19 protein-coding genes are annotated in these 25,576 nt (G+C 67.9%); 10 read left to right on the plus strand and 9 right to left on the minus strand.

Annotated features, from left to right (window positions below):
- Positions 1-282 precede the first annotated feature (282 nt).
- The 3 genes from cysN to VH569_RS31105 are packed head-to-tail and all read right to left on the minus strand — an operon-like array spanning position 283 to position 4,035.
- Positions 283-2,214, minus strand: a complete 1,932-nt coding sequence (gene cysN, locus VH569_RS31095) for a sulfate adenylyltransferase subunit CysN (RefSeq protein ID WP_423320661.1) — start codon at positions 2,212-2,214, stop codon at positions 283-285.
- A complete protein-coding gene (cysD, locus tag VH569_RS31100; protein WP_423320662.1) occupies positions 2,214-3,221 on the minus strand; it encodes a sulfate adenylyltransferase subunit CysD in 1,008 nt (335 codons plus the stop codon). The genes cysN and cysD overlap by 1 nt, the downstream gene beginning before the upstream one ends.
- Positions 3,211-4,035, minus strand: a complete 825-nt coding sequence (locus tag VH569_RS31105) for a sulfotransferase family protein (protein WP_423320664.1) — start codon at positions 4,033-4,035, stop codon at positions 3,211-3,213. The genes cysD and VH569_RS31105 overlap by 11 nt, the downstream gene beginning before the upstream one ends.
- Positions 4,036-4,065: 30 nt before the next feature.
- On the opposite strand from VH569_RS31105, the gene VH569_RS31110 reads away from it, so the two are divergent.
- From VH569_RS31110 to VH569_RS31150, 9 genes are all read left to right on the plus strand, one after another.
- Entirely contained in the window at positions 4,066-4,206 is a 141-nt protein-coding gene (locus VH569_RS31110) for a hypothetical protein (RefSeq protein ID WP_423320666.1), read from the plus strand.
- A 640-nt stretch (positions 4,207-4,846) separates the two neighbouring features.
- Positions 4,847-5,695 (plus strand): ABC transporter permease, encoded by an 849-nt coding sequence (locus tag VH569_RS31115; protein WP_377806416.1) that lies wholly within the window; start codon positions 4,847-4,849, stop codon positions 5,693-5,695.
- Between the two features lie 4 nt (positions 5,696-5,699).
- A complete protein-coding gene (locus VH569_RS31120) occupies positions 5,700-7,118 on the plus strand; it encodes an ABC transporter ATP-binding protein (RefSeq protein ID WP_423320668.1) in 1,419 nt (472 codons plus the stop codon).
- Between the two features lie 213 nt (positions 7,119-7,331).
- Positions 7,332-10,778 carry a glycosyltransferase gene (locus tag VH569_RS31125; RefSeq protein WP_423320670.1) on the plus strand — a complete coding sequence of 1,149 codons (3,447 nt, stop codon included), beginning with the start codon at positions 7,332-7,334 and terminating at the stop codon, positions 10,776-10,778.
- A 3-nt stretch (positions 10,779-10,781) separates the two neighbouring features.
- Positions 10,782-11,333 carry a dTDP-4-dehydrorhamnose 3,5-epimerase gene (gene rfbC, locus VH569_RS31130; RefSeq protein ID WP_423320672.1) on the plus strand — a complete coding sequence of 184 codons (552 nt, stop codon included), beginning with the start codon at positions 10,782-10,784 and terminating at the stop codon, positions 11,331-11,333.
- Positions 11,334-11,430: 97 nt separating this feature from the next.
- On the plus strand, positions 11,431-12,498 hold the full coding sequence (gene rfbB, locus VH569_RS31135) for a dTDP-glucose 4,6-dehydratase (RefSeq protein ID WP_423320673.1): 1,068 nt from the start codon (positions 11,431-11,433) through the stop codon (positions 12,496-12,498).
- Between the two features lie 8 nt (positions 12,499-12,506).
- On the plus strand, positions 12,507-13,397 hold the full coding sequence (gene rfbD / locus VH569_RS31140) for a dTDP-4-dehydrorhamnose reductase (RefSeq protein WP_423320675.1): 891 nt from the start codon (positions 12,507-12,509) through the stop codon (positions 13,395-13,397).
- Positions 13,398-13,411: 14 nt separating this feature from the next.
- Entirely contained in the window at positions 13,412-14,275 is an 864-nt protein-coding gene (rfbA, locus tag VH569_RS31145; RefSeq protein ID WP_423320677.1) for a glucose-1-phosphate thymidylyltransferase RfbA, read from the plus strand.
- A 45-nt stretch (positions 14,276-14,320) separates the two neighbouring features.
- Positions 14,321-15,277 (plus strand): UDP-glucuronic acid decarboxylase family protein, encoded by a 957-nt coding sequence (locus VH569_RS31150; RefSeq protein ID WP_423320678.1) that lies wholly within the window; start codon positions 14,321-14,323, stop codon positions 15,275-15,277.
- A 43-nt stretch (positions 15,278-15,320) separates the two neighbouring features.
- On the opposite strand, the gene galE is transcribed toward VH569_RS31150, so the two are convergent.
- The 6 genes from galE to VH569_RS31180 form a co-directional block, all read right to left on the minus strand.
- Positions 15,321-16,316, minus strand: coding sequence for a UDP-glucose 4-epimerase GalE (gene galE / locus VH569_RS31155; RefSeq protein WP_423320679.1), 996 nt, complete (start codon positions 16,314-16,316; stop codon positions 15,321-15,323).
- Between the two features lie 163 nt (positions 16,317-16,479).
- Positions 16,480-17,895, minus strand: coding sequence for a DUF2142 domain-containing protein (locus tag VH569_RS31160; RefSeq protein WP_423320681.1), 1,416 nt, complete (start codon positions 17,893-17,895; stop codon positions 16,480-16,482).
- A gap of 109 nt (positions 17,896-18,004) precedes the next feature.
- Positions 18,005-19,510 (minus strand): HlyD family type I secretion periplasmic adaptor subunit, encoded by a 1,506-nt coding sequence (locus tag VH569_RS31165; RefSeq protein ID WP_423320683.1) that lies wholly within the window; start codon positions 19,508-19,510, stop codon positions 18,005-18,007.
- A 3-nt stretch (positions 19,511-19,513) separates the two neighbouring features.
- Positions 19,514-21,736 (minus strand): peptidase domain-containing ABC transporter, encoded by a 2,223-nt coding sequence (locus VH569_RS31170; protein WP_423320685.1) that lies wholly within the window; start codon positions 21,734-21,736, stop codon positions 19,514-19,516.
- 3 nt (positions 21,737-21,739) lie between these two features.
- Positions 21,740-22,159, minus strand: coding sequence for a hypothetical protein (locus tag VH569_RS31175; RefSeq protein WP_423320686.1), 420 nt, complete (start codon positions 22,157-22,159; stop codon positions 21,740-21,742).
- Between the two features lie 154 nt (positions 22,160-22,313).
- Positions 22,314-23,780: a mannose-1-phosphate guanylyltransferase/mannose-6-phosphate isomerase gene (locus VH569_RS31180; protein WP_423320687.1), complete on the minus strand. Its 1,467-nt coding sequence runs from the start codon at positions 23,778-23,780 to the stop codon at positions 22,314-22,316.
- A gap of 728 nt (positions 23,781-24,508) precedes the next feature.
- On the opposite strand from VH569_RS31180, the gene VH569_RS31185 reads away from it, so the two are divergent.
- Complete coding sequence (locus VH569_RS31185; protein WP_423320689.1) at positions 24,509-25,453, plus strand: replication protein RepA; 945 nt, start codon at positions 24,509-24,511, stop codon at positions 25,451-25,453.
- Positions 25,454-25,576: the final 123 nt, after the last annotated feature.

Genomic DNA, 25,576 nt, shown 5'->3' on the forward strand with positions numbered 1-25,576 from the left:
GAAAAGGCGCTCCATTCTGACAAAAACGGGCGCCGAAACGCCATTTCCAAGCCTCAGCGGAGGCAAAAAGCCAAAATATGTTCGTTTTTCCGCGTCCTGCTATAGGCGTTGCCTTATAGGTTTGATCGATTTGACAGCAGCCAAGCCCTCTTATCGGCCGTCATCCCCGCGAAGGCGGGGATGACGCCGAAAGAGGTGCCGCCCCGTGGGAAATTGGCACAGTCCTGTAAGTTAGCGCCTATGGAAGGGATCGGTTGAGGGCAAGACCGGCCGTACGTCCCCTCAGATCACCTCGCGCCGCCGCAGTTCCTCGATCACCTGGGCGACCATCGCGTCGGTGTCGTGTTCGGCGCCCTTCAGCGTGATCTCCGGGGCGTCCGGCGGCTCGTAGGCGCTGTCGATGCCGGTGAAGTGCGGGAGCTGGCCGGCTCTCGCCTTCCTGTAGAGCCCCTTGGGGTCGCGGGCCTCGCAGACCGCCAGCGGGGTGTCCATGAAGATCTCCAGGAACTCGCCGTCCTCCACCAGGGAGCGTGCCATCCGGCGTTCCTCGCGGAAGGGGGAGATGAAGCTGACCAGCACGATCAGCCCAGCGTCCACCATCAGCTTCGACACCTCCGCCACCCGGCGGATGTTCTCCACCCGGTCCTCGTCGGTGAAGCCCAGATCCCGGTTCAGCCCGTGGCGGACATTGTCGCCGTCGAGGATCATGGTGCGACGGCCGAGACGGTGCAGCTCCTGCTCCAGCCGGTCGGCGACGCTGGACTTGCCGGAGCCGGACAGGCCGGTGAACCACAGCACGCAGGGCTTCTGCAGGCTGCCCGCCCGCGCCGCCTTGTCCAGCTTCGAGGCGTGGCGGTGGATGTTGGAGGCCCGGCGCAGGGGGAAGCGGATCATGCCGCAGCCGGCGGTGGCGTTGGTCAGCCGGTCGATCAGGATGAAGCTGCCGGTCTCGCGACTGTCGGCATAGGCGTCGAACGGGATCGGCCGGTCGAGCGCCAGATTGCAGAAGCCGACATCGTTGAGATCGAGATGCTTGGCGGCGGCATGCTCCTGGGTGTTGACGTTGATGGCGTGCTTCAGCTCGGTCACCTGGGCGCCGACCGTCGCCGTGCCGGCGCGCAGCAGGTAGGAGCGGCCGGGCAGCAGCGGCTGCTCGTCCATCCACACCACATGCGCCGCGAACTGGTCGGCCACCTCCGGCCGGCCGGCGGCGGCGACGATCATGTCGCCGCGGCTGGCGTCGACCTCGTCGGCCAGCACCAGCGTGACCGCCTGTCCGGGCAGCGCCGTCTCCAGATCGCCGTCCATGGTGACGATCCGCGCCACCCGGCTGGTCCGGCCGCCGGGCAGGATGGCGACCTCGTCGCCGACGCGCAGCGCGCCGCCGGCCACCGTGCCGCAGAAGCCGCGGAAATCCTGGTTCGGCCGGTTCACCCACTGCACCGCCATACGGAAGGCGCCGAGCTTTTCTTCCGCCGCGGCATCGACGCTCTCCAGATGGCCGAGCAGGGTGGGGCCGCCGTACCAGCCCATCTGCTCCGACGGCCTGGTGACGTTGTCGCCGGTGAGCGCCGAGACCGGGATGCAGGTGACCTCATTGAGGCCGATGCGCTGGGCGAAGACGCGGTAGTCGGCGGCGATCCGCTCGAAGGTTTCGCGGTCCCAGCCGACGGCGTCCATCTTGTTGACCGCCAGCACGACATGGCGCACGCCCAGAAGCGAGACGATGGTGCTGTGCCGCCGGGTCTGGGTCAGCACGCCCTTGCGCGCATCGACCAGCAGGACCGCGGCGTCGGCGGTGGACGCGCCGGTGACCATGTTGCGGGTGTACTGCTCGTGGCCCGGCGTGTCGGCGACGATGAACTTGCGACGCTCGGTGGTGAAGAAGCGGTAGGCGACGTCGATGGTGATGCCCTGCTCGCGCTCCGCCGCCAGCCCGTCGACCAGCAGGGCAAGATCGAGCTGGCCGGCGCCGGTGGTGCCGAAGCGGCCGGAGTCCGCCTCCAGGCTGGCCAGCTGGTCCTCGAACAGGCATTTGCAGTCGTAGAGCAGCCGGCCGATCAGCGTCGACTTGCCGTCGTCCACCGAGCCGCAGGTGATGAAGCGCAGCAGATCCTTGCCGTTCTGGCGGGCGAGATACGCCTGCACCTCATTGGCCGCATCGGAGGGGGCGGCGTCAGAGGCGGCGGGGGCGGGATCGAGATCCGTCAGCATCAGAAGTAGCCTTCCTGCTTCTTCGCTTCCATCGAGGCGGCGGCGTCCTGGTCGATCACCCGGCCCTGCCGTTCCGAACCGGTGGACAGCAGCATCTCGCGGATGATCTCAGGCAGAGTGGCGGCGGTGCTGCGCACGGCCCCGGTCAGCGGATAGCAGCCGAGCGTGCGGAAGCGCACCCAGGCCATCTCCGGCACCTCGCCGGGCCTCAGCGGCAGCCGGTCGTCGTCGACCATGATCAGGGTGCCGTCGCGCTCGACCACCGGGCGCGGCTTGGCGAAATAGAGCGGCACCACCGGGATGGCCTCCTGGTGGATGTATTGCCAGATGTCCAGCTCGGTCCAGTTCGACAGCGGGAACACGCGGATGCTCTCGCCCTTGTGGATGCGGCCCTGGTAGAGGCTCCACAGCTCCGGCCGCTGGTTCTTCGGCTCCCAGCGGTGGGAGGATGTCCGGAAGGAGAAGATGCGCTCCTTGGCGCGGCTCTTCTCCTCGTCGCGGCGCGCCCCGCCGAAGGCGGCGTCGAAGCCGTGGGCATCGAGCGCCTGTTTGAGCGCTTGCGTCTTCATCACGTCGGTGTGGACGGCCGAGCCGTGGCTGACCGGGCCGATGCCCTGGCGCACGCCGTCCCGGTTGATGTGGACCGTCAGGTCCAGCCCGAGATCCCGCGCCATGCGGTCGCGGAAGGCGATCATCTCCCGGAATTTCCAGGTCGTGTCGACATGCAGCAGCGGGAAGGGCGGCTTCGACGGGTAGAAGGCCTTCATCGCCAGATGCAGCAGGACCGAGCTGTCCTTGCCCACCGAATAGAGCATGACCGGCTTGTGGAACTGGGCCGCCACCTCGCGCATGATGTGGATGCTCTCCGCCTCCAGCCTTTGCAGGTGGGTGAGGCGGGCCGGCGTGGTCAGGATGGCGGGCAGCGCGTCCTCAAGACCGGAAGCGGGAGCGGGCTGGGGGAGATCCCTTGCCGCGGGACGGGTGCCGAGAAGCGGATCAAGAAGCATAGCCGGCCTTCTTCTGCATGTCTCCGGCCACGGCGTCGAACACGGTCCGACGCTTGCGCGACCATTGGATCGGGCGCTTCGACGGGTCGAAGCCTTCGGGTTTGCTGACGGGGGTCCAGCTGACCTCGCCGTTGCTGCGCGAGGCGCGGGACGATCCCAGGATGGGAAGGTCGCCGATCCGCTCGAACGGATAGCGCCCCTCGTCCAAATCCAGGAAGCGCATGAGGTCGCGGGCCGTGCCGTCGGGGGCGGCCACCGCGTCCTCGAAACGGACCAGCCGGCAGGCGTCGGCGCTCATCCGGCTCTGCGCCTCCAGCGCCGCCTCGGTGCCGAAGCTCCATTCCCGGCAGACGTCGGCGAAGGTCCGGCCCAGGAAGCGCAGCGGCCAGGTGTCGATGGTGGACTGCACGGCGCGGCGGCCGTCGCGCAGCACGATCAGGCAGCGCTCCGCCGGGAACAGGTAGGGGAAATAGCGCATCATCCGGGTGTGGGGCGACTTGATCACCACCGTCTTGCCGGCCGGGAACTCGGCTTCGATCCGGCGCAGGAAGCCGTTCACCATGTAGCAGAAGGTTTCCAGATCGCTGAACGATTCCCGGTTGCGGCGATAGAGACGCAGGAAGCGCCCCTCGTAGGTCCGCGCATCCTCCAGCGTGTTCAGGAAGGGAAGCTCGCGGATGCCATAGGGATTGACCAGGACGTCGGGATGCAGTTCCAGCAGGCTCTGAAGATAGTTGGTGCCGCTGCGCGGCATCACGCCATGCAGGAAGACGATGCGGGGGGCCGACGCAAAAGCTGGCGCATCGGACGTCATCCCGCGGACGGATCGGGCGACCGACCGCAGATGGCGGGCGTTCTCCTCGGTGAACCAGGGATCGAAGAAGGCCGATCTTTCGGTGCTTGGAAGTCGAAGAAGCCGTTTCCCGACGAACTCGATCTCTTTTTGAAGACGATGAACCGCACCGTCACCGAAATGATGCCTTAACGACGTGGCATAATGATCGGCTGCCAGGGTCTTTCCATTCCAAAACACAACAGCCTCCTTTTGCGTCACCGCGTCTCCGGACAGTCCGGCTTTCCCGTGGACCCGGCAATCGGTGCGTCTTTCCTGAAAATCGGCCAAGCGCCCTCTCTCAAGGTTAGTTATGGTCCTGCCGGATAAGCTTTTTTAGCTCCAATACGGATCTAACCCCATGGTCTTACAAATATACGGATGCAATCCTCAATGGTTATCCGGGGTCTGCGCGGAAACCGCATGAGAAGGCATGTCTCTATCTTCACAATAGAGAAGTCACGTTTGATCGATACTCGTCATTTACTGATACGCACGGGTCAAAACCCTCCTGCTTTATCTGTAGCGTTAGCCCGTGCAGCACAAATAACTCGAATGTTTATTTTATTATTTTCCTTCGTGATAACGAAAATTCCTGGGCTGTTTCACCACTTCTCCGATCTTTCGGGTAAAGGAGGGAAACCGAAGGTCCGTTCCCCCAGCCGCTCTTTTTGGGAACGGACCGCCTCTTCCATGCCCTTCCGCCACCCCTCCGGCCGGGCCGATGCTTTCGCTTGAACCCCGCCGGAGCGGGGGTTATGGTCGGCCGGCCGCAGACGGGGAATACTCTAAATTGTTTAACTCTCAGTCGGGGAACCCTACGGTAGCGGGTTTCGGCGCCGGTCCCTTTGCCCTTTTCCAGACCGCCTGGCATCACAGGTCGCTGATCCTGCGGCTGGCCCGGCGGGAGATCGACGCCCGGTACCGCGGATCCGTTCTGGGCATCGTCTGGGCGGTGCTGAACCCGATCCTGATGCTGGCGGTCTACACCTTCGTCTTCTCGGTGGTGTTCCAGGCCCGCTGGGGGGCGACGGGTGGAAGCAACACCGAATTCGCCCTGCTGCTGTTCTCCGGCCTGATCCTGTTCAACGTGCTGGGCGAATGCCTGAGCCGGGCGCCCGGCCTCTTGCTGGAGAATGTCAGCTACATCAAGAAGGTGGTCTTCCCGCTGGAGATCCTGCCGCTGGTGTCGCTGGCGGTCGCCTTGTTCAACGCCGGCATCGGCTTCGTCATCCTGGTGGTCTTCCATCTGATGGTGGCCGGGCTGCCGCCGCCGACGGCGCTGCTGCTGCCGCTGGTGCTGGTGCCCTTGTGCCTGACCACGCTGGGTCTCAGCTGGTTCTTCGCCGCCGCCGGCGTGTTCCTGCGCGACCTGCGGCAGGTGGTGGGGGTGGCCGTCACGGTTCTGATGTTCCTCAGCCCGATCTTCTATCCGATGACCGCGATTCCCGAGCGCTTCCGCGCCATCCTGCACCTCAATCCGATGACCGCGATCCTGGAGCAGTCGAAGGACCTGCTGTTCTGGGGCCGCGTCCCGTCGCCGCTCGACTGGGGTCTGGCGACGCTGGGCGCCTGGGCGGTGGCGTGGCTCGGCTATCTCTGGTTCATGAAGACCCGCCGGGGGTTCGCCGATGTCGTCTGAGCCCATGTCGTCTGAGACCGATACCCCCGCCACGGCCGCCGATACTCCCGCCGACACCCCTGTCGTCATCCGCGCCGAGGGGCTGGGCAAGGCCTACGCCATCTTCAAGCGCCCGCAGGACCGGCTGAAGCAGATGCTGGTACGCGGCCGGCGCAAATATTACGACGAGTACTGGGCGCTGCGCGGCGTCGACCTGGAGGTCCGCCGCGGCGAGACGGTCGGGCTGATCGGCCGCAACGGTTCGGGCAAGTCGACCTTCCTCCAGCTTCTCTGCGGCACGCTGACGCCGACCTCCGGCCGCATCGCGGTCGACGGGCGCATCGCGGCGCTGCTGGAGCTGGGCGCCGGCTTCAACCCGGAATTCACCGGCCGCGAGAACGTCTATCTCGCCGCCTCGGTGCTGGGCCTGTCGAACGCGCAGATCGCCGAGCGCTATGAGTCCATCGCCGAGTTCGCGGGCATCGGCGACTTCATCGAACAGCCGGTGAAGCTCTATTCCAGCGGCATGTACGCCCGCCTCGCCTTCGCGGTGGCGGCGCATGTCGATGCCGACATCATGATCGTCGACGAGATCCTGGCGGTCGGCGACGCGTCCTTCACCCAGAAATGCATGCGCTTCATCCACCGCTTCAAGGAGCGCGGCACCCTGTTCTTCGTGTCGCACGACACCGGACAGGTGGTGAACCTCTGCGACCGGGTGGTGTGGCTGGACAACGGGTCGGTGCGGGCCATCGGCCCGGCCAAAGAGGTCTGCCACGATTACCTGGCGGCGCTCTACAGCGACCAGGACACCTCGCGCGGCTTCCGCATCGGCGGGGCGCGCCAGGCGCTGCCCCAGGCCAAGCGCGAGGAGCCGGTGGAGGACGCCCGCGCCGAGCTGCTGAAGGGTTCGCAGCTCCGCAACGCCATCGAGCTGTTCGACTTCAACGACAGCGGCCCCTGGTTCGGCAACCGCGGCGCCACCATCGCCAACGTCTCGATCCTGGATGCCGAGGAGCAGCCGCTCAGCGTGCTGGAGGGCGGCGAGGTCATCGTGCTGAAGGTGGATTGCCGGGCCGACCAGCAGGTCTACCGCCCCATCGTCGGCTTCTACGTGAAGGACAAGCTGGGCCAGAACCTGTTCGGCGACAACACCTTCCTCAGCTACCAGCTCGACCCCGTCACCATCCCGGCCGGGCAGGACTTCGCCGCCCGCTTCCGCTTCCAGATGCCCTACCTGCCCAGCGGCGACTTCTCCATCACCGTGGCGCTCGCCGAGGGCACGCAGGAGGACCACGTCCAGCACCATTGGGTCGAGGACGCGCTGTTCTTCAAGGTCCATGCCAGCCACGTCGTGCGCGGGCTGGTCGGCATGCCGATGCTGGCGATCACCCTGGAGGCGGAAGGGGCGTCGGCCTCCCAGCCGGCCCCCGCGACAAAATAGCGACAGCCCGCGGATCCCCCCGGACTGAGGCAGGAAAACCGCAGTTCCGGGCATTGTTGGGCACCGCAAAGCGGGCTCCGGACAGCGGCTTGCATTCCGGCTTGGTGTCAGCGTATGTGTGTCGGCGGCTGTGACGGGACCGTCCGCCGGGCCTGAAATGGTGTCCCGATGGACCGCACCCCGCCGCGGAGCCAGGCAGAAGAAGAGGCACAGGTGGATTCGTTTTTGAAGGACCAGGGATCGGACGCTCTCCGTCGTATCTGCCGGCCGATCACGCTCCTGACCCCGGATCTCGTCACGGCGCCGGCCTCCTGGCTCGGCCATGTCCCCTTCGCCTTCTGGATCGTCGAGGCGCTCCGCCCGGACAGCCTGGTGGAGCTGGGAACGCACACCGGCAACTCCTATGCCGCCTTCTGCCAGGCGGTCCGCCATGTCGGGCTGCCGACCTCCTGCTACGCCGTCGACACCTGGGCCGGCGACCCGCAGGCCGGCTTCTACGGCGACGACATCTACAACACGCTCGCCGCCTATCATGACCCGCGCTATGCCGGCTTCTCGCGCCTGCTGCGGATGACCTTCGACGACGCGCTGCTCCATTTCGCCGACGGCAGCGTCGACCTGCTGCACATCGACGGGCTGCACACCTACGAGGCGGTGCGCCACGATTTCGAGACGTGGCTGCCGAAGATGAGCCGCCGCGGCGTGGTGCTGTTCCACGACATCAACGTGCGCAAGGACGATTTCGGCGTCTGGCGCCTGTGGGACGAGATCACCCGCGACCGCCCGTCCTTCAGCTTCCAGCATTCCAACGGCCTTGGCGTTCTCGGCGTCGGCGAGGATCTGCCGGACGCGGTGCGCGAGCTGTTCGCCGTGCAGAAGGCCGGCGGCGAGGGGCTGCGGGCCGTCCGCAGCTGGTTCGACCGGCTGGGCGACGCCGCCATCGAGACCGAGACCATCCAGCGCCTGGAAGAGCAGGAGAAGCACCTGCGCACCGAGGTGGCGATGGTCCGCAAGGTGCTGGACGACCAGATCGCCCACAGCGAAGACCTGAAGGAGATGGTCGAGACTCGCGACCGCGACATCGCCGTCATCCAGGGCTGGCTGCGCGACCATCAGGCCGAGATCGAGCGTCAGCACGCCATCCGCCTGGAAGAGGACGCCGCCCACAACCGGACCATCGCCGACCGGGACCGCGACATCGCCGCTCTCCAGCAGGACATCGCCATCCTGAACCGGGAGGTCACCGGCCGCGAACAGGCCATCGCCCATCTGCACGGCGTGGTGGCCAGCCGCGACCAGCACATCCACAGCCTGGTCAACTCGACCTCCTGGAAGCTGTCGGCGCCGGTGCGCAAGCTGGGCCGCCTGACCCAGAAGGCCGGGCGCTTCTACCGCCGCCGCCTGCACGCCATCACGCTGGAGCCGCTGCACGACGTGGTGCCGAGCCCGCAGGGCGGCTACGAGGCGACCGGCAGCGACCCCGCCTTCCTGCTGCGGTCCGACCGCGGCCGGCTGCCCGGCCACTGGTGCGTGATCTCCTACCGGGTGGTCCGCGCCTCGGCCCCGCTGGTGCCGGTGATCTATGTCGATGACGGCAACGGCTTCGACGAGCGGACGATGATCCGCCTGCCGGTCGACACGGTGGGCGAGTTCCGCCAGCTCGCCCTGCTGCCGCAGACGGTCAAGGCCCTGCGCTTCGACCCGGCCACCCGGCCGCTGTCCTTCGAGATCGCCGACTTCACCATCCGCGAGATCGGCAAGACCAACATCCTGCTCGACTATGTCCGGCAGAACCAGCCGGCGCGCGTGCTGGACTATCTGCGCCGCCACGGCTGGCAGGCGACCAAGCAGCGCGTCCTGCAGGAGTTGCAGCCGAACCGCTGGTCGGCCGACTACAAGTCGTGGGTGCGGATGTACGACACCCTGACGCCGGAGGACGCGACGGCGATCAAGGCCGACATCGCCCGTCTGCCGGCGCGCCCGCGCTTCTCCGTCGTCATGCCGGTCTACAACACGCCGGAGACCTACCTGCGCGAGGCGCTGGACTCCGTGCTGGCCCAGTTCTATCCGGACTGGGAGCTGTGCATCGCCGACGACGCCTCCACCGCCCCGCATGTGCAGACGGTGCTGGCCGAGTACAAGGCGCGCGACAACCGGATCAAAATCGTCCGGCGCGAGACCAACGGCCACATCTCCGCCGCCAGCAACAGCGCGCTGGATCTGGCGACCGGCGATTTCGTGGCGCTGATGGACCATGACGACCGGCTGCCGCCGCACGCCCTCTATGCGGTCGCGGCCGAGCTGGCGCTGCATCCCGACACCGACATCCTCTATTCCGACGAGGACAAGATCGATGCGGACGGCGAACGCTACGACCCGCACTTCAAGTCCGGCTTCAATCTGGACCTGCTGCACGGCCAGAACATGGTCAACCACCTGGGCGTCTTCCGCCGCTCGCTGATCGAGCGGGCCGGGCGCTTCCGCCTGGGCTTCGAGGGCAGCCAGGACTACGACCTGACGCTGCGCGCGGTCGAGGCGACGGAGCCGGCGCGCATCCGCCACATCCCGGCGATCCTCTACCACTGGCGCGTCTTCCCCGAATCCGCGGCCTTCTCTACGGTCGATCTGCCGCGCGCCACCGCCGCCGCCCACAAGGCGCTGACCGAGTATTTCCAGCGCCGCGGCGTCGACGCCACGGTGGAGACCTCGCCGTCGACCGCCCGCTTCACCCGCATCCGCTACGCCCTGCCGGCCAAGCTGCCGCGGGTGTCGCTGATCGTGCCGACGCGCGACAAGGCCGATCTGCTGAAGGGCTGCATCGACGGGCTGCTGCACCGCACCGACTATCCGGATCTTGAGATCCTGATCGTCGACAACAACAGCGAGGAAGCGGCGACCTTCGCCTATTTCGACACGCTGAAGGACGAGCCGCGGGTGCGGGTGCTGACCTACAAGGCGCCCTTCAACTACTCCTCGATCAACAACTTCGCCGCCGCCGAGGCGACCGGCGAGGTGCTGGGCCTGATCAACAACGACATCGAGGTGATGGAGCCGGGCTGGCTGGCCGAGATGGTCTCCCACGCCCTGCGGCCGGAGGTCGGCGCCGTCGGCGCCAAGCTCTACTACGCCGACGGCACCATCCAGCATGCCGGCGTCGTCACCGGCATCTGCGGCGTGGCCGGCCATGTCCACAAGGGCCTGACCCGCGACGCCTACGGCTATTTCAGCCGGGCCCAGCTGACCCAGGACCTGTCCTGCGTCACCGCCGCCTGCCTGATCCTGCGCAAGGAGATCTTCGACGAGGTCGGCGGGCTGAACTCCGAGAATCTCGCCGTCGCCTTCAACGACGTCGATTTCTGCCTGCGCATCCGCGAGAAGGGCCATCTGGTCGTCTGGACGCCCTTCGCCGAGCTGTACCATCTGGAATCGGCCTCGCGCGGGCCGGACACCGCCCCCGACAAGGTCAAGCGCTTCATGGGCGAGGTGGCCTACATGCAGGAACGCTGGGGCGACAGCCTGCTGGAAGACCCCTATTACAACCCGAACCTGACGCTGGACGCCGAGAATTTCGGGCTGGCCTTCCCGCCGCGCACGGTCAAGCCCTGGCTGCGCAAATCCTGCCCCGAGCTGCGCAAAGAGCGCCTGAAGGAAAGCATCTGAGCCATGGACGTCGTCTCCCTCGACATTCCCGACGTTAAGATCATCCGTCCGAAGAAGTTCGGCGACCATCGCGGCTTCTTCTCGGAAACCTACACCAAGAAGACGTTCGAGGCGGCCGGGCTGCATTACGACTTCGTCCAGGACAACCAGTCGCTGTCGGCCGAGGTCGGCACCATCCGCGGCCTGCATTTCCAGCTGCCGCCCTTTGCCCAGGACAAGCTGGTGCGGGTGGTGCGCGGCGCCATCCTGGACGTGGCGGTCGACATCCGGAAGGGCTCCCCCACCTTCGGCCGGCATGTCAGCGCGGTGATCAGCGCGGCGGAGTGGAACCAGATCCTGGTGCCGGTCGGCTTCGCCCACGGCTTCTGCACGCTGGAGCCGGACACCGAGGTCATCTACAAGGTGACCAACTATTATTCGCCCGAGCATGACCGCGGCCTCTTGTGGAACGACCCGGACCTCGGCATCGACTGGCCGGTGTCGGCGGACAAGGCGCGGCTGTCGGACAAGGATTACAAGCATCCGACCCTGGCGCAGCTGACCGACCTGTTCTGACGGCAGTTCCGGGTTAGCGGCTCCGGGTTCGGGCGCTCAAAGCTTTTGCACAACGGGGGCCGCGGGCGGCCCCGCTTTTCGGCGGTAAGGTGGTTTGATGACGCGCATTCTCGTCACCGGCGGCGCCGGTTTCATCGGTTCGGCGGTGGTCCGCCAGCTTCTCGCCGAAACCGACGCCTTCGTCGTCAATGTCGACAAGCTGACCTACGCGGCCAACCTGTCCTCCCTGCCGGGCGCCGAGGGCAACCCCCGCTACGCCTTTGAGAAGGTCGACATCTGCGACGCCGCCGAGCTGAGGCGGGTCTTCGACACCCACCAGCCCGACGCGGTGATGCATCTGGCCGCCGAATCCCATGTCGACCGCTCCATCGACGGGCCGGGTGAGTTCATCCAGACCAACGTGGTCGGCACCTTCCGCCTCTTGGAAGCGGCGCGCGGCTACTGGTCGGCCCTGCCGGCCGACCGCAAGGAGCGCTTCCGCTTCCACCACATCTCGACCGACGAGGTGTTCGGCACGCTGGGCGACGACGGCTTCTTCACCGAGACCACCGCCTACAGCCCCAACTCGCCCTATTCGGCCAGCAAGGCGTCGAGCGACCATCTGGTCCGCGCCTGGCACGAGACCTACGGGCTGCCGGTGGTGCTGACCAACTGCTCCAACAATTACGGCCCCTACCATTTCCCGGAAAAGCTGATCCCGCTGATGATCCTGAAGGGTCTGGCGGGCGAGAAGCTGCCGGTCTACGGCAAGGGCGACAACATCCGCGACTGGCTCTATGTCGAGGACCATGCCCGCGCGCTGCGGCTGGTTCTGGAGAAGGGCAAGCTCGGCGAGAGCTACAACATCGGCGGCCACAACGAGCGCACCAACCTGGAGGTCGTCCGCGCCATCTGCGCGCATCTCGACGAGATGGACCCGGCCGGCGCCCCGCACGACCGCCTGATCAGCTTCGTCACCGACCGCCCCGGCCATGACAAGCGCTATGCCATCGACGCCGGCAAGATCGAGCGCGAGCTGGGCTGGACCCCGCAGGAGACCTTCGAGAGCGGCCTGCGCAAGACGGTCGCCTGGTATCTGGAGAACCGCGACTGGTGGCAGGCCATCCTGAACGGCTCCTACCAGGGCGAACGGCTCGGCCTGACGGAAGAGGGGACCGCGCAATGAAGGTTCCCATGAAAGTCCTGGTTCTCGGCAGCAACGGCCAGCTCGGCTTCGAGCTGATGCGCGCCAGCTGGGCGCCGGGCACCGATGTGGTCGGCCTGCCCTATCCCGAGTTCGACGTGACCCGGCCGGGCGACGTGGAGAAGGCGGTCGCCGCCCACGCGCCGGACCTGCTGATCAACGCCACCGCCCACACCGCCGTCGACAAGGCCGAGAGCGAGGTCGACCTGTCCTTCGCCATCAACCGCGACGGGCCGGGCGCCATGGCGGCGGCCTGCGCCGCGCGCGGCATCCCCTTCATCCATGTGTCGACCGACTATGTGTTCGACGGGACGAAGGACGGCATCTACACCGAGGACGATCCGATCAACCCGCTGGGCGTCTATGGCGCCAGCAAGGCGGCGGGCGAGGAGGCGGTGCGGGCGGCGACGCCTGAACACGTCATCCTGCGCACCTCCTGGGTCTACAGCGCCTACGGCAACAACTTCGTCAAAACGATGCTGCGCTTCGGCAAGGAGCGCGAGGAGATGCGGGTGGTCGCCGACCAGCACGGCTCGCCCACCGCCGCCGCCGACCTCGCCGCCGCCATCGTGCAGATCGCCGAGACGATCGAAAAGACGGGCGCCGCCGCCTGGGGCACCTATCACCTGACCGGCAGCGGCTACACCAACTGGCACGATTTCGCTGAGCACATCTTCCGGCGGCTGGAAGAGCGCACCGGCAAGCGGCCGCGCCTGACCGCCATCGGCACGGCCGACTACCCGACCCCGGCGCGCCGCCCGGCCAATTCGCGGCTGGACTGCTCCCGCGCCAGGGAGCGTCTCGGCGTCGCCTGCCCGCCGTGGCAGGAGAGCGTCGACCGCGTGATCGACGAGCTGTTCACCAACCCGCCACAGGCTTGAGAGGCTTCGACACCATGAAGGGCATCATCCTGGCCGGCGGGTCCGGCACCCGCCTCTACCCGGTGACGCGGGCGATCAGCAAGCAGCTGCTGCCGATCTACGACAAGCCGATGATCTATTTCCCGCTCAGCACCCTGATGCTGGCGGGCATCCGCGACATCCTGATCATCACCACGCCGCACGACCAGCCGCTGTTCCAGACGGTGCTGGGTGACGGGTCGCAGTGGGGCCTGAACCTGAGCTGGGCCATCCAGCCCTCACCCGACGGGCTGGCCCAGGCCTTCATCATCGGCCGCGAGTTCGTCGGCAACGACAGTTGCGCGCTGGTTCTCGGCGACAACATCTTCTACGGCCACGGCCTGACCAACATCCTGCGCGCCGCCGGCGAAAAGGCCGACGGGGCCAGCGTCTTCGCCTATGCCGTGCGCGACCCCGAGCGCTACGGCGTGGTGGAGTTCGACGCGCAAGGCCGGGCGCTGAGCATCGAGGAGAAGCCGGTCGCCCCGCGCTCCAAATGGGCGGTGACCGGGCTTTACTTCTACGACAACGACGTGCTGGACATCGCCGCGGCGGTGAAGCCGTCGGCGCGCGGCGAGCTGGAGATCACCTCGGTCAACGCCGCCTATCTCGATCTGGGCAAGCTGTCGGTCGAGCAGATGGGCCGCGGCTATGGCTGGTTCGACACCGGCACCCACGACAGCCTGCTGGAGGCGGCGGAGTTCGTCCGCACCATCCAGCACCGCCAGGGCCTGCAGATCGCCTGCCCGGAGGAGATCGCCTACACCTCCGGCTGGATCGACGCCGAGCAGGTCCGCCGTCTGGCCGAGCCGCTGAAGAAGAACGACTACGGGCGCTATCTGCTCGGGCTGCTGGGCTAAAATCAGGCGGCTCCCCGTACCCACAGCCAGGACAGGAAAGCAGCCTTGCCGGCTCTCACCAACCGAAAGCGTGTCCTCGTCACCGGCGGCGCCGGCTTCCTGGGCTCGCACCTGTGCGAGCGGCTGCTGGCTGCCGGCAACGACGTGCTGTGCGTCGACAACTTCTTCACCGGCAGCCGCGACAACGTCCTGCACCTGCTGGACAACCCGCATTTCGAGCTGATGCGCCACGACGTGACGTTTCCGCTCTATGTCGAGGTGGACGAGATCTACAATCTCGCCTGCCCGGCCTCGCCGATCCATTACCAGCACGACCCCGTCCAGACGACCAAGACCAGCGTGCACGGTGCCATCAACATGCTGGGGCTGGCCAAGCGGGTGGGGGCGCGGATCATGCAGGCCTCGACCTCGGAGGTCTACGGCGACCCGGCCGTGCATCCGCAGCCCGAGGAATATTGGGGCAACGTGAACACCATCGGCCCGCGCGCCTGCTACGACGAGGGCAAGCGCTGCGCCGAGACGCTGTTCTTCGACTATCACCGCCAGCACAGGCTGGACATCAAGGTGATCCGCATCTTCAACACCTACGGCCCGCGCATGCACCCCAACGACGGGCGCGTGGTGTCGAACTTCATCATCCAGGCGCTGAAGGGCGAACCGATCACCATCTACGGCGACGGCCAGCAGACGCGGTCCTTCTGCTATGCCGACGACCTGATCGAAGGCTTCCTGCGCTTCATGGCCACGCCGGCCGGCGTCACCGGCCCGATCAACCTGGGCAACCCCGGCGAGTTCACCATGCTGGAGCTGGCGGAGAAGGTGATCCGCCTGACCCGCTCGGCCTCGACGATCGAACACATGCCGCTGCCGCAGGACGACCCCAAGCAGCGCCGCCCCGACATCGCCAAGGCCCGCGCCCTGCTGGACTGGGAGCCGGCCGTGCCGCTGGACGAAGGGCTGGACCGCACCATCGCCTATTTCCGCGGACGGTTCTTCAGCTGAGGGTGAAAGCCCCTCTCCCCGGACGGGAGAGGGGGCACTCCCTCTACCGGACCAGCCGCTCCTCCCAGGAAAGCGCGGAGGCGACGATGGTTTCCAGATCGGCGTGGCGCGGGGTCCAGTCGAGCGTGCGGCCGATGCGCTCGACGCCCGCCACCAGGGCCGGCGGATCGCCGGCGCGACGCGGGCCGATGCGCATCGGCAGCGGTTTGCCGGTCACCCGCTCCACCATCGCCAGCACCTCGCGCACCGAATAGCCGCGGCCGTAGCCGCAGTTCATCACCTCCGACGCGCCGCCCGCCTCCAGATGGCGCAGCGCCGCGACATGGGCGTCGGCGAGGTCGCTGACATGGATGTAGTCGCGCACGCAGGTGCCGTCCGCCGTGTCGTAGTCGTCGCCATAGATCTGCAATTCAGCCCGCTGGCCGGTGACGGTCTGGGCGGCGATCTTGATCAGGTGGGTGGCGACCTTCGACACCTGGCCGGAGCGGCCCTGCGGATCGGCGCCGGCGACGTTGAAATAGCGCAGCGCCACATAGCGCAGATCGTGCGCCGCCGCGGTGTCGCGCAGCATCCACTCCGTCATCAGCTTGGAGGAGCCGTAGGGGTTGATCGGCTTGGTCGGCGTCTGTTCGTCGATGGGCAGTCGCTCCGGCATGCCGTAGACGGCGGCGGTGGAGGAGAAGATGAAGCGGCCGATCCCGGCCTCGACGCAGGCCTCCACCAGGGCGTGGCTCTTCACCGTGTTGTTGCGGTAGTAGGCGAGCGGCCTCTCCACCGATTCCGGCACGACGATGCTGCCGGCGAAATGCATCACGGTGCCGATGCCGTGGCGGGCGAAGGTGTCGGCCAGCAGGGGCTTGTCGCCGACGTCGCCCTCGACCAGCGGCACCCCATCGGGCAGGGCGGAACGCCGGCCGGTGGAGAGATCGTCCAGCACCACGACGGCGCGTCCCTGGTCGCGCAGGGCCAGCACCACATGGGAGCCGATATAGCCGGCGCCGCCGGTCACCAGCACGGTCGCGTTGTCGCTCGTGGTCATGTCCGCTCTTCGTCTTCGATTGGGGTCGATGGGGCAGAGTCGGAAGATAGTCGCCCGCCCATGCTGCACTGCGGGCTTTTCCGCCGAGCGGGCGACATCATTCGAACGGCCTCCAACGCCCCGTCCTGCCCCGATGGGCGGGCCGGATGGAGAGCGGGGGGCGCTAGTCGAGGTAGTAGCGCAGGATGACCGTCCGCTGGACCACCAGGATGCTGACGATCGGGAAGAGCCAGACCATCCAGGTCAGGCCGCGCTCCAGCACGCCCGTCATGCCGGCAGACCAGCCGCCGGAAGACCAGCCGGAAGCCGGCTCCTGCCGCCCGCTGGCGAAGGCCAGCGGCAGCAGGGCCGCCAGCGGCAGGAAATAGCGCCCCTGCACGCCGTCGACCCACAGCTGGCCGACCGGCGTCCACACCATGTAGAGCGCCCCGAACAGCAGCGCCCCGGTCGCCAGCACGACGGCCGCGGTCACCGCCGAGGCCCGCGCCGGCGCACCGGAATACCAGTCCGCCGCCCGGCGGCCGAGCAGCAGCGGCAGGAAGGACAGCAGCAGGACCAGATAGGCGGCGCTGTAATAGGGCTTGGGCAGCCTTGTATCGACCCAGCCGAGGATGCCGACGAACTGCTGGTAATACTCGTTGCCCCAGACCTGGAAGGTCTTCACCGCGATGGTGAAAACGGACAGCGGGTTGTCGAGCAGGAAGCGGAGCTGCCCCATGGCGTCGGTCGGCGCGTCCTGGCGGATCAGCGGCGTCTGCACGGCAAGTGCCATCCAAACCGCCCAGCCGACGGCGGCGGCCAGCGAGGCGGCGACGGCAAGGCGCTTCACCGCCGCCCGCTCGGCCGGGACCGCCAGCGGCATCAGGCAGAGCAGGGCGTAGGGCTGCTTGGTCATGCCCACCAGGGCGAAGCAGACCGCACTGGCCCAGACCTCCGCGCTGCGCAGCGGCCGGCCTTCGGACAGCGCCCGGGCCAGGAAGGCGATGCCGAGCGCGGTGACGGTGATGACCAGCCCGTCCTGGCTCATCGAGGCGTAGAGCGAGACCGACATCGGCAGCAGCAGCACCGCGAACAGCGGCAGATGCGCCCGGCCGGCCAGCAGCAGAGCGAAAAAGCCAACGACGATGCAGGTCAGCGCATTGGCCGCCCGCGCCAGATACAGCGTCTGCACCACCGGCAGGTCGATGGCCTTGCCGACGGCGATGGCGGCGGCCTGCGGCAGGTAGAAGAAGGGCGGGTAGGGGGCGGTATTCTCCGCCGCGACGTTGAAGATCCGGCCGTCCCAGCGGGCGGTGAAGGACTTGACGAAATCCTCCAGGTTGGCCCTCTCCTCCGGCTTGAAGGGGACATGGTGGAAGGGGAAATAGGCCTCGATGATCGCGACGTCGGACGGGCCGCCCGCCGCGATCCGCCCGTCGGTCTGAACCTTGGCGGCCACCCAGTAGCCATGGGTGATCATGTTGGCCCGGTAGATGTGGGCGGGCTCGTCGGCGGTCTGGAAGGGCGGAAGGCTCCAGACCAGAAAGAATGCCGAGATGGTTGCCAGAACGGCAAAGAGGAACGGACCTATCCGCTGCATCACCAGACCTGTCGCTGAAGGGGCTGGTGGGTGGGTACCCCATCCGCCGGACAGGCGCCACTTGGAAACTTTGACGCGGCAGGAAGGGGTGGGAGACGGGGCCGCCTCCTTACGGTTCGCGGATGCTTTCGTCCAGCGCGCGGATGACGGGGTAGAGGAAGTAGGACAGGACCGAACGGGTGCCGACGCGGATCTCGGCCGAGGCGACCATGCCGGGGCTGAGAGCCGTGCCGGCGGGCACCCCTTCCAGCTGGGTGTCGGTCAGGCGGATGCGGGTGCGGAAGACGGCGCCGGCGGCCGGACGGGGGCCGTCCGGGTTGATGGCGGCGGCGCCCTGGGGGCCCGAGGGATCGTGGGTGAAGGCGTCGGCGCTGATGGTGCGGATCTCGCCGGGCAGGGTGCCGTGGCGCTGGAAGGGGAAGGCGTCCAGCTTCACCCGCACGAAGTCGCCGACGCGGACCAGGCCGATGTCGCGCGACGGGATTTCCGCCTCCACCTCCAGCGGCACGTCGGCGGGGACCAGGGTGACCAGCGGTTCGGCCTCGCGGATGACGGAGCCGACGGAGCGCTTGGCCACCTCCAGCACCACCGCGTCGACCGGGGCGGTCAGGGTGACCAGCGAGCGGCGGCGCTCGGCCTTGGCGATCTGCTCGACCAGCGTGGCCCGCTGGCGGCTCTGCTCCACCAGCTCCTCCGCCGTCTTGCGCCGCCATTCGTCGACGAAGGCGGCGCGGTCGGCCTGGACGCCGCGCAGTTCGTGCGCGCTCGCCTGCTCGCGGTCCTGGAGGGCGGTCAGCTCGTCGCGCATGCGCAGCCGCTCGACCCGCGCCTCCAGCCAGGTCAGGCGGGACCCGGTCTGGCGCACCTGAAGCTGGCGGCGGATGTCCTCGACCTCGCCCACCACGGCGAGCCGTTCGGCAAGGCCGGTCTGGGCGCGGCGGCTGGCGGCGATGGCGCTGTCCAGCTGCCCGGCCTTCTCGTCGAGCGAGGCGAGACGGGAGCGGTATTCGGCGCGGCGACGCTCGAGGATGGCGGCCTGGACGGCCGCATCGGGGTTGCCGGCGGCGGGGGTGAAGTCGCCGCCGTCCAGCTCGGCGCGCAGCCGGCCGATCTGCGCCTCGACACTGGCGAGCTTGGCGGTCAGATCGGCCAGATCCGCCGCGGCGAAGGTGGGGTCGAGCGTCGCCAGACGGTCGCCGGCCCGCACACGGTCGCCGACCTGCACGTCGACGCCGCGCACCACCGCGGTCTCCAGCGGCTGGGCGACCACCATCGGTGCCGTGGTCACCAGCCGGCCGCCGGCGGTGACGATGCGGTCGACCTGGGCGAAGCCGGCCCACAGCACCAGCGCCACCAGCAGCCCGGCCAGCACATAGAGGGTGGAGCGCGCCGCCCGCGGCAGCGGCGCATGCTCGATGGCCGCCCCGTCCGGCAGATAGTCCAGCGCGAAGCCCGGCGGCGGTGCCGACGGGGCGGGCAGGGCGGCACGGCGGCGCGACGGGGAGGATGGGGGGGCGGGTTTGGCCGGCACGACCTCGCGGCCGGTCTCCGCCTGCGCGGCGTCCTGGCGGTCGATTTCGGGCACCCCCGCTTCGGGCATCTGCGTGTCGGGCATGGTTCAGCGCCCCCGGTTCTGCTGCTGCCACAGATGCCGGTATTCGGCGCAGCGGTCGAGCAGGAGGGGATGGGGGGCGAGGTCGAGCAGGCGGCCCTGCTCCAGCACGGCGATGGTGTCGCAGCCGGTCAGGGTGGACAGCCGGTGGGTGACGATCAGCACGGTGCGGCCATGGGCGATGCGCCGCAGATTGGCCATGACGATGGCCTCGCTGTCGGGGTCGAGCGCCGAGGTCGCCTCGTCCAGGATCAGCAGGCGCGGCTGGGGCAGCAGGGCGCGGGCGATGGCGATGCGCTGCTTCTGCCCGCCGGACAGGTTGCTCGCCCCCTCCTCCACCAGCGTGTCGTAGCCGTCAGGCAGGCGGTGGATGAACTCGTCGGCGCCGGCCAGCCGGGCGGCCTCGACGATCTCCTCGCGGCTGGCCTCCGGCATGGTCATGGCGATGTTGTCGCGGATGGTGCCGCGGAATAGGAAATTCTCCTGAAGCACCACGCCGATGGAGCGGCGCAGATGGGCCAGATCCAGCTCGCGGATGTCGAGCCCGTCGTAGCGGATGCTGCCCTCCTGCACCGGGTAAAAGCCCTGGAGCAGCCGCATCAGCGTGCTCTTGCCCGAGCCGCTGCGCCCGACCAGCCCGACGACGGAGCCGGCCGGCACGGTCAGGGTGACGCCGTCGAGCGCCGCCGGCCGGTTGCGGTCGTAGCGGAAGCCCAGCCCTTCGATCTCGATGCGGCCGATCAGGGCGGGGCAGGCGCCGCTGCCCTCGCGCCGGGGCTCGGCCGGGTGGTTCATCACCTCGCCCAGCATGCGCACCGAGAGTGCAGTTTCCTGATACTGGTGGATCAGCGAGACGATCTGGACCAGCGGCGTCACCACCCGGCCCGACAGCATCTGGAAGGCGATCAGGGCGCCGACCGACAGCTGGCGGTCGAAGACGTCGAAGGCGCCGACGGCGACCACCGCCACCATCATCGCCTTCTCCAGGAACTCCGTCACCGTGCGGGCGGCGATGGAGATGCGGCCGACCCGGTAATGGCTGGTCACCGCGCGGGCGGCCTTGCGGTCCCAGCTGCGGCGCTGCTGCGGCTCCAGTGCCGAGGATTTGACGGTGCGCATGCCGTGGATGGTCTCCACCAGCATGGCCTGCCGCTCGGCATCGGCGTTGTAGAGGTCATGCAGGCGGCTGCGGTAGACCGGCACCAATGCCACCACTACCCCGGCGATCAGGCCGGCGAACAGCAGGGCCACCAGCGTCAGCTTGACCGAATAGAAGAACAGCACCGGCAGGAAGACCAGCAGCACCAGACTGTCGAGCACGGTCGACAGCAGGTTGCCGGTCAGGAACTCGCGGATGCGCTCCACCTGCTGCATGTGGCGCACGGTGACGCCAGCCGAATGCCCGTCGAAGAAGGTGATCGGCAGGTCGAGCAGATGGCCGAAGGTGCGGTTCAGCAGGCGGATGTCGATGCGGTTGGCCGCCGCCAGCAGGATGAACTGGCGCAGGAAGCGGAAGCCCGCCTCGAACAGCAGGGCACCCAGCACGCCGATGGTCAGCACCTGAAGCGTGGCGACGGTCTCGTTCACCAGCACCTTGTCGATCACGATCTGGAAATAGACCGGAACGACAAGGGCAAGCGCGTGCAGCACCAGCGCCGCGACCACCACGTCGCGGAAGGCCGATTTCTGGCGCAGGATCTCCGGCACGAACCAGCGCAGGCCGAAGGGCTGGCGCGGGTCGGCAAGGCCGTGGCGCGGCTTGAGGAAGACCAGCTCGCCGCTCCAGCGCTCCAGGAAGCGGTCGCGCGGCACGTCGATCACGTCCAGCCGGTCGGCCAGCGGATCGACGACGCCGACCATCGGTTCCTCGGCAGGCTCCTCGGCGGAGTTCGCAGGGCGGGACAGTCCGACAAGAATGACGGTGTTGCCGTTGGACAGCCGGGCCAGCAGCGGGAAGACGGGGGGGAGGGACTGCAAGCCCGCCCAGTCCAGCCGGCGGGCGGTCGCCTTGAAGCCGGTGGCGGCGGCGATGCGCAGCAGGTCGGCGGTGGACGGCTCGCCGTCCGGTCCGCCGGTGGCGACGCGGGCGCGCAGGGCGGACGGCGAGGCCGATAGGCCGTGATGGCGCGCCACCAGCGTCAGGCAGCGCAGCGCGGTGCTCTCGCTGTGGTTCGGCGCGGCCTCGGGGCCGGGAGGCGGGGCCGTGACGGTGGTGCTGGCGTCCGGCATCGGTCAGCCGAAATTCGGCGAGCGGGGCCGAGTGGGCGGGATGGGCGGGGCTGCCGGTGCGGAAGAGGCAGGCTGGACCGCGGCCTGCACCGGAACCTGCACTTGGCCCTGGAAGGCCGGAGCAGCAGGGGAGGCGTGAGAGGGAGCGGGAGCCGGTGTGGCGGCGGAATTGGGCGGCAGCACGCCGGCGGCCTCCAGCCGCTGGCGCATGCCCTCCAGCGCGGAGAGGCTGGCAAGGAAGCCGGGCAGGCTCATCACCACCCGCTGGCGGATGGCGGGCAGCGGCTGGCCGTTGCCGTCCTTGCGCAGGGCCGACAGGCTGAACAGGTCGATGCGGACCATGCCGTTGCCGAAGCCGATGTCGAAGACCCCGTCGGCATAGAGTTCGGGGATGCGGTCGTCCGGCGGCGGATCGATGGTCATGATGGTCCCGGCAGCAGAAGGCGGGGCGCCGCTGCGGCACCCTCGCGCCCCCTTTCTACCGGAAGTCGGCGACCCGGACCAAGCCGCCAATGTCCGCAACCGCAAAGAGACACAGGCGACGCTCGCGCTTATGTCTTCCTGCGGCCGCGACCGCTCAGTTGCGGCCGTAGACGTCCTCGAGCCGAACGATGTCGTCCTCGCCCAGATAGGAGCCGGACTGCACCTCGATGATGGTCAGCGGCACCTTGCCGGGGTTCTCCAGCCGGTGGACCGTGCCGATCGGGATGTAGATCGACTGGTTCTCGTAGACCATCACCTGCTCCTCGCCGCGGGTGACGAGCGCGGTGCCGTTGACCACCACCCAGTGCTCGGCACGGTGATGGTGCTTCTGGAGCGACAGGCGCGAGCCGGGGGCGATGGTCAGGCTCTTCACCTGGAAGCGGTCGCCGGTGTGCAGCGACTGGTAGGACCCCCAGGGGCGGTGGACCCGGCGGTGGCTGACCGACTCGCTGCGCCCCTCGGCCTTCAGCCGGTCGACGATGCGCTTGACGTCCTGCGCCTGGGAGCGGTCGGCGACCAGCACGGCGTCGTCCACCACCACCACCACGGCGTTCTCCACCCCGACCACAGCGGTCAGGTGGTTCTCGCTGCGGACGTAGCAGTCGCGGGCCCCCTCCAGCAGCACATCGCCGACGATGACGTTGCCCTCGCCGTCCTTGTTGCCGACGTCCCACAGCGCCGACCAGGCACCGACGTCGGTCCAGCCGATCTCGCAGGGGACGACGGCGGCGCGGTCGGTGCGCTCCATCACCGCATAGTCGATGGAGATGCTGGGCGCCTTGGCGAAGGCCGCGGCATCCAGACGGAAGAAGTCGAGATCCTTGGAGCCCTGCTCCAGCGCCTCGCGGCAGGCGTCCAGCACCGCCGGGGCGTGGCGCTCCAGCTCGGCCAGCAGGCGGGAGGCCGGGAACAGGAACATGCCGCTGTTCCAGGCATAGGTGCCTTCGGCGAGGTAGCGCTCGGCCACCTCCAGCGACGGCTTCTCGACGAAGGCGGCGACATTGTAGGCGCCGTCGGCCTCGTCCATCGAATGGCCGCGGCGGATATAGCCGTAGCCGGTCTCCGGCCGGGTCGGGGCGATGCCGAAGGTGACCAGCCGGCCGGCCTGGGCGGCGCGGGCGGCAATGCCGACGGCGCGGCGGAAGGCCTCGGCGTCGCGGATCTCGTGGTCGGCCGGCAGGATCAGCAGCAGGGCGTCCGGATCGTCCGCCGCGACCGCCAGGGCGGCGAGAGCGCAGGCAGCGGCGGTGTTGCGGCCGGCCGGCTCCAGAATGATGCCGCGCGGCGAGCAGCGCGACTGGCGCAGCTGCTCGGCGGCGAGGAAGCGGTGTTCCTGGTTGCAGATCACCAAGGGAGCCGCGAAGACGGCCTCTGCGGCAGCAGCAGCCGGGGAGCCAGGTTGCGCGCTGACCCGCAGGGCGGTGTCCTGGAGCATCGTCCGGTCGGAGCAGAGCGGCAGAAACTGCTTGGGATACAGTTCGCGCGACAAGGGCCACAAACGGGACCCCGTACCGCCGGACAGCAGCACCGGGACGATCTTCTGCGCGGAATTGCCGTTCATCCTGCCGCCATCTGTTGTGTGAGCATGTGGTCGGGCGCCGGCAGCCGCACAGGGGCAAAACCTGAGGGCCGGCGCCATGGCGGTTCGTTATAGACCGCGCTTTCCGCCCTCCACAAGCACCCCTCCGAGACCCACCCGACCGGAGCGCCTCTTCCGGGAGGGGGGCGAGACAAGACTCCAAACACCCTTCCCTCCGGCCCCTGTCCGCGGGGACCGGTCAGCGTCGAGGCCAGGGTCAAGGTTGGAGTCTTGTCGCGCCCCCCTGCCGTTCGGTCCCCGCGGACAGGGGCGGAAGGCGGATCTGGCGGGCAATCGGGGGCAATCGGGGCAAAGCTGGGCGGGATGGGGCGCGACAGAACTCCAAATCCGGCTGCCGACAGCATCGGCGCGGGGGGCGAATCACCGGCGAGTCGTGGCCAATTCGCCTTCACGACTCGGAAATAAGCGAATCGGAAGCGATTCGGGGTCGAATCGAAATGTCCCTGCTGGAGTCTTGTCGCGTCTGCCGAAAAATCCACAGGCAACACGGACTATCCGCTGGAGTCTTGTCGCGGGAGTTCTGGAGTTTTGTCGCGCGACTCGCGATTCTCTACTGGAGTCTTGTCGCGCAAACTATTAACTGAATCAAATAACCGTACAAATAGTTTGAGCGACAAGACTCCAAATTGCTGGCACTAACCGACCGTGATATAGCGTTGACCGCAAAGTCGTGCCAAGGTCAGCTCGATATGGGACAGATACACACCCTGATTACCCAGCTGGGACGCGACCAGGCGAAGGCGCTCCAGACGGATCCGGATAAGCGTTCGCTAGTCGATGTGGCTGCTGCCGTCCTCGAAGAGGAGCGGCAGGAGCTTGGCATCACCTATTCGGGTTTTGCGCTGACGGCTCTTCCGCATCGTCGTCTTCCCGATGACCAGCCGTGGGAGCGTCGCGGACATAAGATCCGCTTGCTGATCGAGCCTGGTCGACTGCCGATCCGCAACGGTGGCTTTAAGCTTTACGGTGTTCCGTACGGCAGCCGCGCGCGGATGATCCTGCTGTATCTGCAAACCCGGGCGATCCAGACCGACAGCCGCGAGGTCGAGCTGGGCCGCAGCATGCACGAATGGCTCGACCGCATGGGCCTGTCGGTGGGCGGCCAGACCTACCGCGACATCCGCGAGCAGGCCTCGCGCATCGCCGCCTGCAACCTGACCTTCGCCTGGGAGGATGCCCACAGCATCGGCTTCGAAAAGGGGTCGATCGTCAAGGGCGGCATTCACTTCTCGACCAATGCCGGGGCGGAACCGGGCCAGGGATCGCTGTGGGAAGACCGCGTCCTGCTGTCCGAGGCCTTCTTCCGCGAGCTGAAGGCCCACCCGGTGCCGATCTGGGAGCCGGCGCTGCGCCACATCCAGAACAACAGCACCAGCATCGACATCTATATCTGGCTGGCCTACCGGCTGCACAGCCTGAACCGCTCCACCCCGATCACCTGGCCGGCGGTGTTCGAGCAGTTCGGCGCCGGATACAGCCGCCTGCGCGATTTCAGGAAGCGGTTCATCGAGGCGCTCCAACTGGCGCTTGCGGTTTACCCGGACGCGCGGGTCGATGTGGAAGAGCAGGGGTTGATGCTTCATCCCTCACCGCCGCCGATCCCGGAGCGCAAGTTCGCCCAGCTTTGCCGGTGATTTCGCGAGGGAATTTTGCGGATCGGGCGCTGACGCAAGACGCGTTCAGCGCCCGATCCGCGTCTGCACCCTATCCGTGCAGTCGCCACCCCCGCGGAGGCGGGGATCCAAGTTTCCCGTCAA

The sequence above is a fragment of the Azospirillum sp. 11R-A genome, from assembly GCF_049472615.1.
GTDB classification, from domain to species: Bacteria; Pseudomonadota; Alphaproteobacteria; order Azospirillales; family Azospirillaceae; genus Azospirillum; species Azospirillum palustre.

Coding starts and splice junctions, on each gene's coding strand:
- VH569_RS31180 (WP_423320687.1), bottom strand. CDS start 23,780: ATGAACGGCAATTCCGCGCAGAAGATCGTCCCGGTGCTGCTGTCCGGC.
- VH569_RS31120 (WP_423320668.1), top strand. CDS start 5,700: ATGTCGTCTGAGACCGATACCCCCGCCACGGCCGCCGATACTCCCGCC.
- VH569_RS31105 (WP_423320664.1), bottom strand. CDS start 4,035: ATGACGTCCGATGCGCCAGCTTTTGCGTCGGCCCCCCGCATCGTCTTC.
- VH569_RS31185 (WP_423320689.1), top strand. CDS start 24,509: ATGGGACAGATACACACCCTGATTACCCAGCTGGGACGCGACCAGGCG.
- galE (WP_423320679.1), bottom strand. CDS start 16,316: ATGACCACGAGCGACAACGCGACCGTGCTGGTGACCGGCGGCGCCGGC.
- rfbC (WP_423320672.1), top strand. CDS start 10,782: ATGGACGTCGTCTCCCTCGACATTCCCGACGTTAAGATCATCCGTCCG.
- rfbD (WP_423320675.1), top strand. CDS start 12,507: ATGAAAGTCCTGGTTCTCGGCAGCAACGGCCAGCTCGGCTTCGAGCTG.
- VH569_RS31110 (WP_423320666.1), top strand. CDS start 4,066: ATGGCGGGCGTTCTCCTCGGTGAACCAGGGATCGAAGAAGGCCGATCT.
- cysN (WP_423320661.1), bottom strand. CDS start 2,214: ATGCTGACGGATCTCGATCCCGCCCCCGCCGCCTCTGACGCCGCCCCC.
- VH569_RS31175 (WP_423320686.1), bottom strand. CDS start 22,159: ATGACCATCGATCCGCCGCCGGACGACCGCATCCCCGAACTCTATGCC.
- cysD (WP_423320662.1), bottom strand. CDS start 3,221: ATGCTTCTTGATCCGCTTCTCGGCACCCGTCCCGCGGCAAGGGATCTC.
- VH569_RS31165 (WP_423320683.1), bottom strand. CDS start 19,510: ATGCCCGACACGCAGATGCCCGAAGCGGGGGTGCCCGAAATCGACCGC.
- VH569_RS31170 (WP_423320685.1), bottom strand. CDS start 21,736: ATGCCGGACGCCAGCACCACCGTCACGGCCCCGCCTCCCGGCCCCGAG.
- VH569_RS31160 (WP_423320681.1), bottom strand. CDS start 17,895: ATGCAGCGGATAGGTCCGTTCCTCTTTGCCGTTCTGGCAACCATCTCG.
- rfbB (WP_423320673.1), top strand. CDS start 11,431: ATGACGCGCATTCTCGTCACCGGCGGCGCCGGTTTCATCGGTTCGGCG.
- rfbA (WP_423320677.1), top strand. CDS start 13,412: ATGAAGGGCATCATCCTGGCCGGCGGGTCCGGCACCCGCCTCTACCCG.